11 protein-coding genes and 1 riboswitch are annotated in these 14,819 nt (G+C 55.5%); of the genes, 3 read left to right on the top strand and 8 right to left on the bottom strand.

Features of this window, described 5'->3' with window-relative positions; translation table 11 throughout:
• The first annotated feature begins 147 nt into the window (after positions 1 to 147).
• Positions 148 to 339: riboswitch (Lysine riboswitch) on the top strand.
• Between the two features lie 106 nt (positions 340 to 445).
• Together lysC and panS are read left to right on the top strand one after the other, a co-directional pair.
• Entirely contained in the window at positions 446 to 1,837 is a 1,392-nt protein-coding gene (gene lysC, locus ACQZQY_RS06810) for a lysine-sensitive aspartokinase 3 (protein ID WP_056776018.1), read from the top strand.
• Positions 1,838 to 1,928: 91 nt separating this feature from the next.
• Positions 1,929 to 2,846, top strand: a complete 918-nt coding sequence (panS, locus tag ACQZQY_RS06805; protein ID WP_056776016.1) for a ketopantoate/pantoate/pantothenate transporter PanS — start codon at positions 1,929 to 1,931, stop codon at positions 2,844 to 2,846.
• A 76-nt stretch (positions 2,847 to 2,922) separates the two neighbouring features.
• Here panS and ACQZQY_RS06800 read toward each other — a convergent pair whose 3' ends face one another.
• The 7 genes from ACQZQY_RS06800 to ACQZQY_RS06770 form a co-directional block, all read right to left on the bottom strand.
• On the bottom strand, positions 2,923 to 4,575 hold the full coding sequence (locus tag ACQZQY_RS06800) for a Na/Pi cotransporter family protein (protein WP_056776013.1): 1,653 nt from the start codon (positions 4,573 to 4,575) through the stop codon (positions 2,923 to 2,925).
• Positions 4,576 to 4,590: 15 nt separating this feature from the next.
• Positions 4,591 to 5,247 (bottom strand): HAD family hydrolase, encoded by a 657-nt coding sequence (locus ACQZQY_RS06795; protein ID WP_136375665.1) that lies wholly within the window; start codon positions 5,245 to 5,247, stop codon positions 4,591 to 4,593.
• Positions 5,244 to 6,236: an ABC transporter ATP-binding protein gene (locus ACQZQY_RS06790; protein ID WP_431296819.1), complete on the bottom strand. Its 993-nt coding sequence runs from the start codon at positions 6,234 to 6,236 to the stop codon at positions 5,244 to 5,246. The genes ACQZQY_RS06795 and ACQZQY_RS06790 overlap by 4 nt, the downstream gene beginning before the upstream one ends.
• 1 nt (position 6,237) lies before the next feature.
• On the bottom strand, positions 6,238 to 7,023 hold the full coding sequence (locus tag ACQZQY_RS06785; RefSeq protein ID WP_056776006.1) for an ABC transporter permease: 786 nt from the start codon (positions 7,021 to 7,023) through the stop codon (positions 6,238 to 6,240).
• A gap of 22 nt (positions 7,024 to 7,045) precedes the next feature.
• Positions 7,046 to 7,888, bottom strand: a complete 843-nt coding sequence (locus ACQZQY_RS06780) for an ABC transporter permease (RefSeq protein WP_056776004.1) — start codon at positions 7,886 to 7,888, stop codon at positions 7,046 to 7,048.
• A 26-nt stretch (positions 7,889 to 7,914) separates the two neighbouring features.
• Positions 7,915 to 8,712, bottom strand: coding sequence for an alkaline phosphatase family protein (locus tag ACQZQY_RS06775; protein WP_183848295.1), 798 nt, complete (start codon positions 8,710 to 8,712; stop codon positions 7,915 to 7,917).
• 78 nt (positions 8,713 to 8,790) lie between these two features.
• A complete protein-coding gene (locus ACQZQY_RS06770) occupies positions 8,791 to 9,849 on the bottom strand; it encodes an ABC transporter substrate-binding protein (protein ID WP_056775999.1) in 1,059 nt (352 codons plus the stop codon).
• Between the two features lie 202 nt (positions 9,850 to 10,051).
• On the opposite strand from ACQZQY_RS06770, the gene ACQZQY_RS06765 reads away from it, so the two are divergent.
• A complete protein-coding gene (locus ACQZQY_RS06765; RefSeq protein WP_217204518.1) occupies positions 10,052 to 10,762 on the top strand; it encodes a UTRA domain-containing protein in 711 nt (236 codons plus the stop codon).
• A 150-nt stretch (positions 10,763 to 10,912) separates the two neighbouring features.
• Here ACQZQY_RS06765 and metH read toward each other — a convergent pair whose 3' ends face one another.
• Positions 10,913 to 14,614 (bottom strand): methionine synthase, encoded by a 3,702-nt coding sequence (gene metH / locus ACQZQY_RS06760; protein WP_217204519.1) that lies wholly within the window; start codon positions 14,612 to 14,614, stop codon positions 10,913 to 10,915.
• Positions 14,615 to 14,819: the final 205 nt, after the last annotated feature.

Raw genomic sequence — 14,819 nt, 5'->3', positions numbered from 1 at the left:
ACAGAGAACAATATTAGATGACAATCGCTCAAAATGTGGCGCGCTAAGCCGTCAGACCGTTGACAGACGCGCCATAACCCGTTATTCCTAAGCACCTAACTTACGCATAGCTTATCCCCGAAATCATTCACGTCGCCGGGGTATGCGTGAGCCAGAAGAGGCGCGTCGCCCAGGCAGTGTACCGGAGGAGCCGAAATCCTGCGAAGGTGCATCAGGGGGAGCGGCGCCGAGGTCAGATGCTGACGGCAGGCAGACGATCGACCACAGGGGCTGAATCCTCTGGGTTGTCACCGACATACCCGAAAAAGGGTATTGGCATGGTGGGGCGCTTCTGGGTGTATCGTAGTATCTCTACGTCTGCCCCCGTTTCCCGCTCTCCCCTTGTGCCAATTCTTATGGATTAGCTGGCTGTCATGATGTTGATGGCCCGGACATGAGGTTTTACATGAATTACGCAGCATCCCGCAACGCCAACCCACAGCCTTTTGGCAGCGTCATCGTCGCCAAATTCGGCGGTACCAGCGTGGCGGATTTCGACGCGATGAACCGCAGCGCAGACATCGTTCTTGCGCGCCCTGAAGTTCGTCTGGTCGTTCTCTCCGCCTCTGCGGGCGTCACCAATTTATTAGTCGAGCTGGCTGTCGGTAAAGAAACCGAACGCCGCGTGTTCCTGCTTGATGAAATCCGCCGTATCCAGAATGCCATTATTGATCGTCTCGATAACCCCACGGTTATTCGTGAAGAAATTGGCCGCATGCTGGAAAATATTGCGATGCTGTCAGAAGCGGCGAGCCTCGCGACGTCCACTGCGCTGACCGACGAACTGGTCAGCCACGGCGAACTGATGTCCACCCTGCTGTTTGTTGAAATCGTTCGCCAGCGCAATGTGCCCGTTGAATGGTTTGATGTGCGTAAAGTCATGCGCACCAGCGACCATTTTGGACGCGCAGAGCCGGACACGCAGGCGCTCACCGACCTGACCCTTCAGCAATTGCAGCCACGTTTACAGAATGCGCTGGTGATCACCCAGGGCTTTATCGGCTCGGAAGGCAAAGGCCGCACCACCACGCTGGGCCGTGGCGGCAGCGATTACACCGCCGCATTGCTGGGCGAAGCGCTGGGGGCTGTGCGCGTCGATATCTGGACTGACGTACCGGGTATTTACACCACTGACCCGCGTCTGGTGCCGGCGGCAAAACGTATAGATCGTATTGCGTTTGAAGAAGCGGCCGAAATGGCGACCTTCGGCGCCAAAGTTCTGCACCCGGCCACCTTGCTGCCTGCGGTGCGTCGCGGCATTCCGGTGTTTGTCGGCTCCAGCAAAGATCCTTCGGGCGGCGGCACTCTGGTGTGTGATACCTCCGATAACCCGCCGCTGTTCCGTGCCATTGCCCTGCGTCGCCGGCAGACGCTGGTGACACTGCACAGCCTGAGCATGTTGCATTCACGCGGTTTCCTCGCCGACGTGTTTGGTATTCTGGCGCGCCACAATATTTCCGTTGATTTGATCACCACCTCTGAGGTCAGCGTGGCGCTGACCCTCGACACCACCGGCTCGACGTCTTCTGATGCCAGCCTGCTGACCACGTCGTTGCTGACTGAACTGTCGTCACTGTGTCGTGTTGAAGTGGAAGAGAATCTGGCGCTGATCGCCATTATCGGCAACAAATTGTCGCAGGCCTGCGGCGTGGGCAAAGAAGTGTTCGGTGTATTGGATCCGTTCAATATCCGCATGATTTGTTACGGCGCGAGCAGCTATAACCTGTGCTTCCTGGTGCCGGGCAGCGATGCCGATCAGGTCGTTAAAACTCTGCACCGCAACCTATTCGAACAATAACGGGCGCGGTATCTGAGAAGACCGGGCCTTGTGCCCGGTCTTTTTTTTTGTCAGTACTTTTGCAAAACAACAAAGACAAGGATCATCCTCAATGTTAGCCATAATCACCCGCCTGTTTCCGCTGTGGGCCGTGCTGTTATCCGTCGCGGCCTATTTTTCGCCGACCACCTTCACGCCCATCGGCCCCCATGTTTCTACCCTGCTGATGCTGATTATGTTCGCGATGGGCGTCACCCTTGAATTCGGGGATTTCAAACGCGTCCTTTCCCGCCCCGGCCCGGTAGCCGCCGCCACCTTCCTGCATTATCTGATCATGCCGCTGGCGGCCTGGGTACTGGCAAAACTGTTCCACATGCCCGCGGATTTATCTGCCGGCATGATTCTGGTAGGCAGCGTTGCCAGCGGCACGGCATCCAACGTAATGATTTATCTGGCGAAAGGTGACGTCGCGCTTTCCGTGACCATTTCTGCGGTATCCACGCTGGTCGGCGTTTTCGCCACGCCACTGCTGACGCGCTTATATGTGGATACGCACATCAAAGTGGATGTGGAAGGCATGTTGCTGAGCATTTTGCAGATCGTGGTTATCCCGATTTTGGCCGGCCTTATCATTCATCATCTGTTCACGAAAATCGTGAAACGCATCGAACCGCTGCTGCCGCTGTTTTCCATGGTGTGCATCATCGCCATCATCAGCGCCGTAGTGGCCGGAAGTCAGGGCTTTATCGGTTCCGTAGGTTTAGTGGTGATTGTGGCGGTGATTCTGCACAACGGTATCGGTCTGCTGAGCGGATACTGGGGCGGGAAATTGTTTGGCTTTGACGAAACCACCTGCCGCACGCTGGCGATGGAAGTCGGTATGCAGAACTCGGGTTTGGCCGCGACGCTCGGAAAAATGTACTTCTCCCCGCTGGCCGCGTTGCCAGGCGCCCTGTTCTCGGTCTGGCATAACCTGTCAGGTTCGTTACTGGCCGGTTACTGGTCGGGTAAACCGGTCAAAAAAGACTGATTTCAGACGCTTAACCGAGCAATAAAAAACGGGCGCCTTCCTCAGCGCCCGTTTTTTTTACTCATGAAAGCGGATATTAAACCCGTTTCATATCATCATTCGGCTCACGCTGTTCATCTTCCTGCTCGTCCTGATCCAGCACGTTATACGCGACCGCACAGAACAACGAATTCAGACGCTTCATGTCGCCCAGCAGGCCAAGGTGCAGCGAACTGGTTTCGATACTCTGCACGTTATGCTGATGCAGGCGGTCAACGTGCGCGTGCGCATAACGGCGGTCGAGAATACGGAAACGATGTTTAGAACGGCGCAGACGACGGGCGCTGGTCAGGTCATTCGACAGGAACACCCCGAGGCTAAGACGCAGGTTATCCAGCAGTTTTTCGTGCAGCGCGTCCAGTTCCACCAGCCCTTCAGGGGAAAATGCGCGGCGCGTGGCATGAGATTTCGCCGTAATATCGCCGGTCATGCGTTCGATAATATCGCCCGCCTGCTCCAGGTTGAGCGCCATTTCGATGATTTCAGCCCAGCGGCGTGAATCCTCTTCGCCCAGCCCTTCTTTGTTGATTTGCGCCAGATAAAGTTTGATGGCGGTGTACAGCACGTCCACATCGTCATCGAGACGGCGCACTTCGCGATCCTGTGCCAGTTTGCCGTGCATAACTTCCCGGTTGAGGATCAGCATGTGTTCCACCACGTCGCCCATGCGCAGGGTTTCGCGGGCGGCATTGGCCAGCGCCAGCGTGGGGGTATCAATCGCACTGACGTCCAGATGGCGCGGACGCAGGCGCGGATCGTCTTCCGGCACATCAGCAATCATCATCTCGCACACTCTGGCCATCGGCGCGGTCAGTGGCACCATCGCCAGACAGCGGATCAGGTTGTAGAACATGTGGAAATAGATCACCAGCTCTTCGTCCGGAATGCCCAGCCGCGCCAGTTGCGTCGAGAGCGGCCCGACAAACGGCAGCACAATCACCAGACCAATCAGTTTAAACAGCGTGCTGCCGAGCGCCACGCGCCGGCCCGCCGCATTCATTTTGCTGGCGTTGATCATCGCCAGTAAACCGCTGCCAAGGTTGGCACCGATCACCAGACACAATGACACTTTCAGGGAAATCACCCCGGTCGCCGTCAGCGTGGCGGTCAGAAGAACGGCTGCCAGACTAGAGTAACTGATGATGGCAAAAACCGCGCCGGTCAGGGCATCGAGCAGCACATCACCGGTCAGCGAGGAAAACAGCACTTTGACGCCCGACGCCTGCATGATCGGCGTCGCCGCGGAAACAATCAGTTCAAGCGCCAGTAAAATCAGCCCGAGGCCAATACCGACGCGCCCCATCTGGCCGGCACGGGTTTGTTTACGGCTGAGGAAAAACGCCACGCCGACGAAGATAAACAGCGGAGAAAGCCAGGAGAGATCGAACGTCAGGATACGCGCCATCACGGCGGTACCGACATCCGCACCGAGAATGATCACCAGCGCTGGTGCCAGCGCAACCAGCCCCTGAGAAACGAAGGACGTCACCAGCAGCGCGGTGGCATTACTGCTTTGCACCAGCGCGGTCACACCAATACCGGCCACGAAGGCCAGCGGTTTTTTTTCTACGCTACTGCTCAGCACACGGCGCAAATTGGCGCCGAAAACACGCATGATGCCGGTACGGACGATGTGCGTCCCCCACACCAGCAGAGAGACAGCAGATAACAGATGAAGAAGGGTTAACACGAAAAAACAGCTCCATTAACGCCAGGCATAGACCGGCCATCCTGCCTGCCGGGCGTGCTGGAGCAGGATGGCGTCCGGATTCACTGCATGCGGCTGACCCACTTTGGTCAGTAACGGCAGATCATTATGAGAATCCGAATAAAAACTGGCTTGTTGCAGCAGGGATGCGTCCTGATTGATGAGTTCCAACAATCGCGAAACCTTGCCCTCGCGATAGGTCATCGTTCCCCGCGTGGCCCCGGTAAAGCGGCCATGCTGAATGTCTACACCGATCGCCAGCGTTTCCTCAACACCGAGGAAACGGGCGATCGGTCGCACCAGATGCTCACCGGACGCGGAGATAATCACCGTCCGGTCGCCCTGTGCGCGGTGAGTGGCCAGACACTCACGCGCCTGCGCATAAATGCGCGGTGCGATAATTTCTTCTACGTACCGGCCAACCATCGCCGCCACGTCATGTTCACTGCGACCGGTCAGCGGCATCAGGGTACATCGCATGTACTCCTGCATATCCATTTTCCCCACCGCATATTGTTGCATCAGGGCGGCGTCCTGTTGCAGGAAAGCCTGTTTATCGGCCACCCAGCCCTGTGCCACCATATACGCTGACCACAGGCTGGAACAGTCGCCGCTAATCAGGGTTTCATCGAGATCAAACAGCGCCAGTTTCATGCAACTTCCCGTAACGTAACAAGATCTAACTGTAGACCAATATCGCTGCCGTCGGCGCGAAGTGAGGCCACAGAACGGTTTAAAACATCCACAGAAAGCTCCACGCCGTGCGCTAAAACGCGATAGCGCACAACGTTACCGAGCAGGCTGTGGCTGAGGATTTTTGCCGGTATCCCTTCAATCAGTTCGCACATCGTGACCGATTCAGGACGAATGGCGACGCGGCCAGTGTAGGTCATGCCGGTCAGCGCCATCGCCTGTTCAGGGCTCAGCAGATTGTAGCTGCCGATAAAGCCTGCGGCGAACGCATCGACAGGTTCAGTATACAAGGTTTCGGCATCGGCATTTTGGACGATTTGTCCTTTGTTCATGAGCACAATCCGGTCTGACATGGTCAGCGCTTCTTCCTGATCGTGGGTGACAAAGATCGCGGTAAGGTTCATTTCACGCTGTATACGGCGGATTTGTTCACGCAAATGCTTACGGATACGGGCATCGAGCGCCGACAGCGGCTCATCGAGCAGCAACAGACGCGGCTGCGTCACCAGCGATCGCGCCAGCGCCACACGCTGACACTGCCCGCCGGAAAGCTGATGCGGATAACGTTTGGCATAATCGCTCATTTCCACCAGTTCCAGCACCTCGCCGACGCGACGATGCACTTCAGCAGCGGGCAGTTTCTGCATTTTCAGGCCAAAAGACACGTTAGCCTCGACACTCATATTGGGAAACAGCGCATAGCTCTGGAAGACCATGCCGATGCCGCGCTGTTGTGGCGGCAATGGCACAATATCCTGCCCCTGGATCAGAATTTTTCCGCTGTCGACGGAGGTCAGACCGGCCAGACAGCGCAGCAGCGTTGATTTCCCGCAACCGCTCGGCCCGAGGAGGGTCACAAATTCCCCCTCTTGGGCAGAGAAATCAATGTTGTGAAAAATCTGCGTCGGGCCATACGATTTGTTGAGTTGAGTGACCTGCAAATATGACATATCAGCTCTTTCCTTTGTTCAGCATGTTCGCCACCCAGGTAAACATCAGGACGACCATAAAATAGGAGATGACCAGCGCGCTGGTGAAATGACCGCTGCCATTACGCATGTTGTAAAGATAGACCTGCACCGTTTCATAACGGCTGCCTGCCAGCAGGTTGGCGAACACGAATTCACCAATCAGGAAGGAGAATGAGAGCAGGACTGCGATCATCCCGCCTTTGCGTAAGTTCGGTAAAACCACCAGCAGCGCCGCTTTCCAGGTGCTGGCTCCCAGCAAATGCGCGGCGTCCATCAGGTCACGCAGGTTGATGGCCTGCATGTTGTTAGAGATGGCGCGATAGATAAACGGCAGCGCGATAGTGAAGTAACAGCCAATCAGGATCCACGGCGTGCCGGTGAGGGGAAAAGGGTCGCCGGAGTAGAGCTGCATCAGGCCGACGGAGGACACCACCGGCGGCACCGCAAACGGCAACAGGATCAGGATATTCATCAGCGCATCGAGCTTAGGGAAATAGTAAGCGATCACAAACATCAGTGGCAGGATCAGCACCAGCGAGAGGAAAAGCGTGCCGAAACACACCAGCAGCGAGTGCCAGAGCGCGATAAGAAATCGCGGATCACTCCATAACGCCACCAGCCATTTCAGCGTAAAACCGCTCGGCAAAATCGTCGCGCCCCACTCCTGCACCAGCGCATACACCAGCGTCGCCAGCAGCGGCAACATCAGTAAAATCAGTAAAACCCAGATCACCACACGGTGGTAAATTGCTTCAGACCGCGACATGTTACGTTCCTTTTTCCGGTAATCAGCTGCGCTGACTGAGATAACTTTTACGCAATAACCACTGATGGATCAGCGTGATAAAGGCCATCAGCACCACCAGTAACATCGCCAGCGCACTGCCCATATTGGGGTCGAGGGAAATATCGCCGGACACCAGCGCGGCAATTCGCACCGGCACGACGTTGAAATTGCCGGTGGTCAGGGCGTACACCGTGGCGTAGGCGCCGAGTGCATTGGCGAGCAAAATCACGAACGTCCCCATCAGCGCCGGAAACAGTACCGGCATACCGATGTAGCGCCAGTAACTCCAGCGGCCGGCCCCCAGCAAAGCGGCAGACTCCCGCCAGTCTTCGCGCAGCGCATCAAATGCCGGGTACATCAGCAATACGCCCAGCGGGATCTGAAAATAGGTATAGAGAACGATCAGTCCGCTTTTTGAATACAGATTGAAGTTTTCCATCAGCCCGTATTTTTGCAGCAGCAGGGTCAGGCAGCCGTTAAGACCGAGCAGTATCACAAAGGCGAAGGCCAGCGGGACACCCGCAAAGTTACTGGTCATGTTGGTAAACGACATCACGAAGTCATGCAGCTTTGTCGGGCCGAGCTGGCGAAGTGAGTAACTGCCCACTAACGCAATCAGCAAACCGTAGACGCTTGACCAGATCGAAATATCCAGCGAGAAACGCATGGCCTGCAGATAGAACGGCGAGGTCAGGATGTCGGTGTAATTTCCCAGCCCCCAGGCTTCATAGGTTTCACTGTAAAAGCTGCTGACCGCAATCCAGGCCAGCGGCGCCAGCTGAAAGGCAATGAAGAACACCAGAAACGGCAGCATAAACAGCGCTGCAATCCACTTAGCTTTCATCGGGTATCCTTTAAAAGTGACGGGATTCAGGCCAGTAATGCCGCGCAGTGTGGCTTATCGTGGGCAATATTGAGGATCTGACAAAGGGTTCCGCACAGCTCAGTTTGCAGAGGCGCGGCGTCTTGCAAGCTGAACGCACTGCCGAAAACAAATAACGGCACCTGGCGCTCTTCCGGCAAAATGCCGCCGTGGCTGCGATCGTCGTTCATGCCGTGGTCAGCGGTGACAATGACCTGATAACCCGCATCGAGCCAGTCCCCCAGATAGCGTGACAGGATGCCGTCTGCCGTCCGCGCTTTGTTGCGGTACTGAGGCGTCGACAGACCAAATTTATGCCCGGCGTCGTCAATGTTCATCGGGTGGATCAGCAGGAAATCCGGATCGTGGCGGCGGCGCAGACTCTCGGCATCGTCGAACAAATGCGAATCCGGGTAGACGTCGTCGTAATAAAAATGACCGTGCTGAATAGCCAGCGTGTCATCGCTGGTATGGCGGTCCCTCGGCGGGTCGAACGGCGTGCGGTTATACAACTCACTGACCCAGTGATAGGCCGCAGCTGCCGTCGTCAGACCGGCGTCGCGGGCATAATGAAAAATACTGCGCTGTGTGGATAACCGGTCAACCTGATTATTCACAATGCCGCTCATCACCGGCGTGATGCCGGTGAGGATGCACTCATACAGTGGCCGGGACAGCGAAGGCAGTGCACATTCCAGCGGATACAAGCGGCCGCGTCCTGCGGCACACTGCGCCTGTAAATACCCCATTGCGTCGTGGCCGACCTGATAATTCAGGCCGTCCAGTACTACCAGAATGCTCTTCATGACACGTTTGCCTTTGGTGCAGGTGTTGTAATGAAAACAATGCTTTCGCTGTTCGCTTTTATTTTATTGATCCCACGCTTACTGCTGCATATTGATCATGACGTTTTCCTGCCACAGGCGAGGCAAGGTTTTAGCGCTCTTATCCCAGGCAGCCGTATCCGCAATCGGATGCGCATTTTTGTACTCGCTCGATGGCAGCAGTTTGGCTTTCACATCATCAGGCAGGGTGATGTGGTCGGCACGGATCGGACGGGCATAACCCTGCGCTAAGTTGATCTGGCCTGCATCAGAGAAGATGTATTCGCGCGCCAGTTTGGCGGCGTTCGGGTGTTTGGCGAATTTGTTGATGATGGTGGTATAGCCGGAAGTGATGGAACCATCAGATGGGATCACCACGTCGAAGCGGGTTTTGTCGATTTTGTCGCGATAGCTCAGACCGTTGAAGTCCCAGACCACACCGACCTGCACTTCACCTTTTTCCAGAGAGGCGATCACCGGGTTAGTGAGGCTCAGACGCCCTGCTTTCGCCAGCTTGCCAAAGTATTCCAGCCCCGGTTTCAGGTTAGTTTCGTTACCGCCCATGGCGTAAGTGGCTGCCAGCACGCCGTTGGCGGCCTGCGCTGCGGTGCTCACATCGCCGATAGTGACTTTGTATTTACTGTTCAGCAGATCGGCCCAGCTGTGCGGCTCATCTTTCACCTGAGATTTATCAATGATGAAAGCAATGGTGCCGGTGTAAGCGAGTGCCCACATACCTTCTTTATCTTTCGCCCAGTCCGGCACCTGATCCCAGGTGGTCGGTTTGTAAGGCTGGGTGACGCCCTTCTGCACCGCTACCGGCCCGAACGCGGCTCCTACGTCGCCAATATCTGCGCTGGCGTTGTCTTTTTCCGCGAGGAATTTGGCGATTTCCTGCGCCGAGCTCATGTCAGTATCGCTGTGTTTGAGGCCATATTTGGTGCTCAAATCACTCCAGGTTCCCTTCCAGTTCGCCCAGTCATCAGGCATACCGACGCTGTTTACCGTGCCTTCAGCTTGCGCCGCTTTCACGAGTTCAGCAGGAGGCTCAGCGGCAAAAGCGGCAGAGGTGGACAATACGAGCGCGCTGGTTAACACAGAAGCGAACAACTGTTTCATAACGGATGCTCCAGATGGTAGTGTGTGAAGTGCTGGTCTAGTCCAGCAAGAACCAAGCCAATCTAACGATCAATTGTGATAATTATATGTCAGCGTGAAAAAGCAGCAGTTTTAAGCTTACAGCTGTTAACGGGCGCACATTATTTACACAGTAAAGGGTCGGATTGGTGCAAAAACGCACTGAAATGAGGCTTGCTGACCGATGGGTGAATCGCAGACGACCGTTGCCGTGATTTGTAAGGCGTTAAGTGAAAGTATCGCAACGGGGGCATTTTCAGCCGAGGGAAGGCTGCCTTCTGAGCGTGCGCTGAGTGACCACTTTTCCACAACCCGCATCACGCTGCGGGAAGCATTGAGCCAGCTCGAAGCGCAGGGGCTGATTTATCGCGAAGTCCGGCGCGGCTGGTTTGTGTCACCGCCGCGCATTGTCTATAACCCGTTGCAAAGAAGTCATTTTCACGCGATGGCGAAAGATCAGGGGCGCGATGCGCAAACTGAAGTCATTGATGCGAAATATTGCGTTGCCAGTGAGACGGTCTGCCAGAAACTCCTGTTGCCATCAGGGAGTGAGGTGATTTGTATCCGCCGGTTACGTTATATCGACAAGCGCCCCGTTTTGTATGTCGAGCACTACCTTAATCCGCTGTATTTTCAGGGTATTCTCGACGCCGATCTCACGACATCTCTGACAGATTTATACGCTGCCCGCTATGATATTCATTACGGACGCGTTCGTTTTGATATGGTGCCCACGCTGCTGTCCGAGCAAGCTTCACGCGCGCTGAGAGTCGCCTCCGGCAGTCCGGCGCTGTTTATTACGCGCACCAACCGCGACCAGCACGATCGGGTCATCGACTGCGATCTGGAATACTGGCGCTATGACGCGCTGCACATTGATGTAGAAGTGAATTGATTTCAGTGGGCAAAAACACTGCCGGGATACCCTGAATCATTCGGGATGAATCAAGGCGGCAACTGAATGAACCCCAGTCACTTATTTTAGAAAGTGACTGGGGTTTGTGATAGCAGGCCAACGCAGAGTCAGCATGAAGGATGACAGGTATTAGTCGGCGTCGTAACCCAGGTTTGGCGCCAGCCAGCGTTCAACTTCGGCGACCGGCATATTCTTACGCGCGGCGTAGTCTTCGACCTGATCGCGCTGAATCTGCGCCACGGCGAAATATTTGCTGTCCGGGTGGCTGAAGTACCAGCCAGAAACTGCTGCTCCCGGCCACATCGCAAAAGATTCGGTCAGTTGCATGCCGGTGTTGGCTTCCACATCCAGCAACGTCCAGATTTGACCTTTTTCCGTATGTTCCGGACAGGCCGGATAACCCGGCGCCGGACGTATCCCCTGATAATTCTCGCGGATCAGCTCTTCATTGCTCAGGTTCTCGTTGGCCGCAAAGCCCCAGTAGACCTTACGCACTTTCTCATGCAAATATTCTGCAAAGGCCTCCGCCAGACGGTCAGCCAGCGCTTTGATCATGATTTTGTTGTAGTCGTCGTGCTGCCTGTCATAGGCCTCGGCCAGCGCGTCTTCCTCCAGCCCGCCGGTCACGGCGAATGCGCCCATGTAATCTTTCTTACCGCTGGATTTCGGGGCGACAAAGTCAGCCAGGCAGTAGTTGGCGAAATCGGTTTTTTCCGTTTGCTGGCGCAGATGATGGCTGACAACCAGCACATCCTGACGACGCTCATCGCTGTAGATCTCAATATCATCGCCCCTGCGGTTTGCCGGGAACAGGCCGACAACGCCACGCGGGTTGAGTAATTTCTCTGCGGAGAGTTTATCGAGCAGGTCATTGGCATCTTTAAACAGGCGCTTCGCCTCTTCGCCGACCACTTCGTCTTCAAGAATGCGCGGATATTTTCCGGCCAGCGACCAGGTCATAAAGAACGGCGTCCAGTCGATGTAATTGCGCAGCGTTTCAATGCTGGCTTCCACTTTCTGTACGCCCAGACGGTGTGCCACCGGCGGCGTGTAGCTTTCCCAGTCAATGGTGGTGGCGTTATCACGCGCGACCTCCAGACTGACCGGCGGCGTGCGTGGTTTTTTACGGCCATGCTGAATACGCACGGTGTCGTACTCTTTGCGCGTGCGCTCGATGAAAGGGCCGCGCTGTTCATCGGACAGCAGCGCAGACACCACGCCCACCGAACGCGAGGCATTTTGTACATAGACCGTCGGGCCGCTGTAGTTTTGCTCGATTTTAACGGCGGTGTGCGCTTTGGAGGTCGTTGCGCCGCCGATCAGCAGCGGCATTGTGAAGCCACGTCGCTCCATCTCTTTGGCCACGTTCACCATTTCATCCAGCGAAGGTGTGATCAGGCCGGAAAGCCCGATGATATCGACCTTTTCTTCGATGGCCGTTTTCAGAATTTTGTCAGTCGCGACCATCACGCCAAGATCGATAATCTCGTAGTTATTGCACTGCAACACCACACCGACGATATTTTTGCCGATGTCATGCACATCGCCTTTCACCGTAGCCAGCAGGATTTTGCCGTTGGTTTTGCCTTTCTCTTTGCTGGCTTCAATGTATGGCTCGAGGTAAGCCACGGCCTGCTTCATCACGCGGGCAGATTTCACCACCTGCGGCAGAAACATTTTACCGGCGCCGAATAAATCGCCCACCACGTTCATGCCGTCCATCAGCGGCCCTTCGATCACTTCAATCGGGCGCGCAGCCTGCTGGCGGCACTCTTCCGTATCCAGTTCGATAAACTCGGTAATGCCTTTAATCAGCGAGTATTCGAGACGTTTTTTTACATCCCATCCGCGCCATTCGGCCTGCTGCTTATTGGCTTCCCCATCATCTTTATTGCCGCGATATTTCTCCGCCAGATCGAGCAGGCGCTCAGTACCGTCGTCGCGCCGGTTAAGGATCACGTCTTCAACGGCATCGCGCAGTTCAGCCGGGAGATCATCATAAATGGCTAACTGACCGGCGTTAACAATCCCCATATCCATACCGTTCTGGATGGCGTGATAGAGGAAAACGGCGTGAATGGCTTCGCGAACGTGGTCATTACCGCGAAACGAGAATGAGACGTTGGAAACACCGCCGGAAATCAGCGCGTGCGGCAGCTGCGCTTTGATATCTGCGCAGGCCTCAATGAAATCGACAGCATAGTTGTTGTGCTCTTCGATGCCGGTGGCGACCGCAAAAATGTTCGGATCGAAAATGATGTCTTCCGGCGGAAAACCGACTTTCTCTGTCAGCAATTTATAGGCACGACGGCAGATTTCTATTTTGCGTTTGCGGGTATCCGCCTGCCCGGTTTCATCGAAGGCCATCACCACCACGGCGGCACCGTAACGGCGAACCATGCGTGCATGATGCAGGAAAGCTTCCTCGCCCTCTTTCATGGAGATCGAGTTAACAATGCCTTTTCCCTGAATGCATTTCAGGCCCTGTTCTATGACGTTCCATTTGGAGGAATCGATCATGATCGGCACACGGGCAATATCCGGTTCACCGGCAATCAGATTGAGGAAGCGCACCATCGCCGCTTCCGCGTCGAGCATCCCCTCATCCATATTAATATCAATGATTTGCGCGCCGCTTTCCACCTGCTGGCGGGCGACGGCGAGCGCTTCTGCGTATTTTTCTTCTTTGATCAGCCGCTTAAAACGGGCGGAACCGGTCACGTTAGTTCGTTCGCCGACGTTCACAAACAGCGTTTTCGCATCGATGGTCAGCGGTTCAAGCCCGGCCAGACGACAGGCAACCGGAATGTCAGGCAGAACGCGCGGCGGCACGCCTTCTACGGCTTTCACCATCGCCGCGATATGCGCGGGCGTGGTGCCACAACAGCCACCGACGATGTTCAGAAAGCCCGAACGGGCCCACTCACCGATGTGCTCCGCCATTTCTTTGGCTTCCAGATCGTACTCACCAAAGGCGTTCGGCAGACCGGCATTCGGGTGGGCGGTGACGTAGCATTCCGCGATACGTGATAGTTCGGCGACATATTCGCGCAATTCATCCGGCCCCAGCGCGCAGTTAAGACCAAAGGTCAGCGGCTTAACGTGACGCAGTGAGTTGTAGAAGGCTTCGGTGGTCTGGCCTGATAAGGTTCGCCCAGAGGCATCGGTGATGGTGCCGGAAACCATCACCGGCAGCACGATGCCCAGTGCTTCAAATTCAGTTTCTACCGCAAAGGTGGCGGCTTTGGCGTTAAGCGTGTCGAAAACGGTTTCGATCATGATCAAATCCGCGCCACCTTTAACCAGCGCGCGGGTAGATTCCCGGTAGGCTTCTACCAGTTGATCAAAAGAAACGTTGCGATACGCCGGATCGTTCACATCCGGGGAAATCGAGGCGGTACGGTTAGTCGGCCCTAACACACCGGCCACATAACGCGGTTTGTCCGGCGTGCGGGCGGTCCACTCATCGGCGCACTGGCGCGCCAGCCGGGCCGCTTCGTAGTTAATTTCAGCTGACAGCGATTCCATATGGTAGTCAGCCATCGCGATGGTGGTCGAGTTAAAGGTGTTGGTTTCGAGGATATCGGCGCCAGCAGCCAGGTAGCCATTGTGGATCTCGACGATCACTTCAGGTTTGGAGAGCACCAGAAGATCGTTATTGCCTTTAAGATCGCTTTCCCAGTCAGCAAAACGTTCGCCACGGTAGTCCTCTTCTTCCAGACGATAGCTTTGGATCATGGTGCCCATGCCACCGTCCAGAACCAAAATGCGCTGTGCCAGCTGCTTATGTAGCGCCTCTACTCGATTAGTCACTTTCACCTCATCACCCATCACGCACACCCGGCAAATTGTTCATTTCTGCGCCGGAAATTATGGTCAACATCCTAGCATACCTTCCCCGGCCAAAAGGCCGCGCCGACGTGAGACTTTTTCAATTCGGGAAGACATCCCGCAAATAGCGTGCAACACATCGGATGAGCGCAAAGGCAGGTTGCGATCCATACTGTAAAAACGAAAACCAATTCCAAAAACGATT

This window comes from Rahnella sp. PAMC25559, assembly GCF_050632365.1.
GTDB classification, from domain to species: domain Bacteria; phylum Pseudomonadota; class Gammaproteobacteria; order Enterobacterales; family Enterobacteriaceae; genus Rahnella; species Rahnella rivi.
Note: the sequence above shows the minus strand (reverse complement) of the source record. Positions and strands in the feature narration are given on the sequence as shown.

Bases quoted from the DNA above. Each gene is read 5' to 3' on its own strand.
- ACQZQY_RS06780 (WP_056776004.1), bottom strand. From the start codon at position 7,888: ATGAAAGCTAAGTGGATTGCAGCGCTGTTTATGCTGCCGTTTCTGGTG.
- ACQZQY_RS06795 (WP_136375665.1), bottom strand. From the start codon at position 5,247: ATGAAACTGGCGCTGTTTGATCTCGATGAAACCCTGATTAGCGGCGAC.
- ACQZQY_RS06765 (WP_217204518.1), top strand. From the start codon at position 10,052: ATGGGTGAATCGCAGACGACCGTTGCCGTGATTTGTAAGGCGTTAAGT.
- ACQZQY_RS06790 (WP_431296819.1), bottom strand. From the start codon at position 6,236: ATGTCATATTTGCAGGTCACTCAACTCAACAAATCGTATGGCCCGACG.
- panS (WP_056776016.1), top strand. From the start codon at position 1,929: ATGTTAGCCATAATCACCCGCCTGTTTCCGCTGTGGGCCGTGCTGTTA.
- ACQZQY_RS06770 (WP_056775999.1), bottom strand. From the start codon at position 9,849: ATGAAACAGTTGTTCGCTTCTGTGTTAACCAGCGCGCTCGTATTGTCC.
- lysC (WP_056776018.1), top strand. From the start codon at position 446: ATGAATTACGCAGCATCCCGCAACGCCAACCCACAGCCTTTTGGCAGC.
- ACQZQY_RS06775 (WP_183848295.1), bottom strand. From the start codon at position 8,712: ATGAAGAGCATTCTGGTAGTACTGGACGGCCTGAATTATCAGGTCGGC.
- metH (WP_217204519.1), bottom strand. From the start codon at position 14,614: ATGGGTGATGAGGTGAAAGTGACTAATCGAGTAGAGGCGCTACATAAG.
- ACQZQY_RS06785 (WP_056776006.1), bottom strand. From the start codon at position 7,023: ATGTCGCGGTCTGAAGCAATTTACCACCGTGTGGTGATCTGGGTTTTA.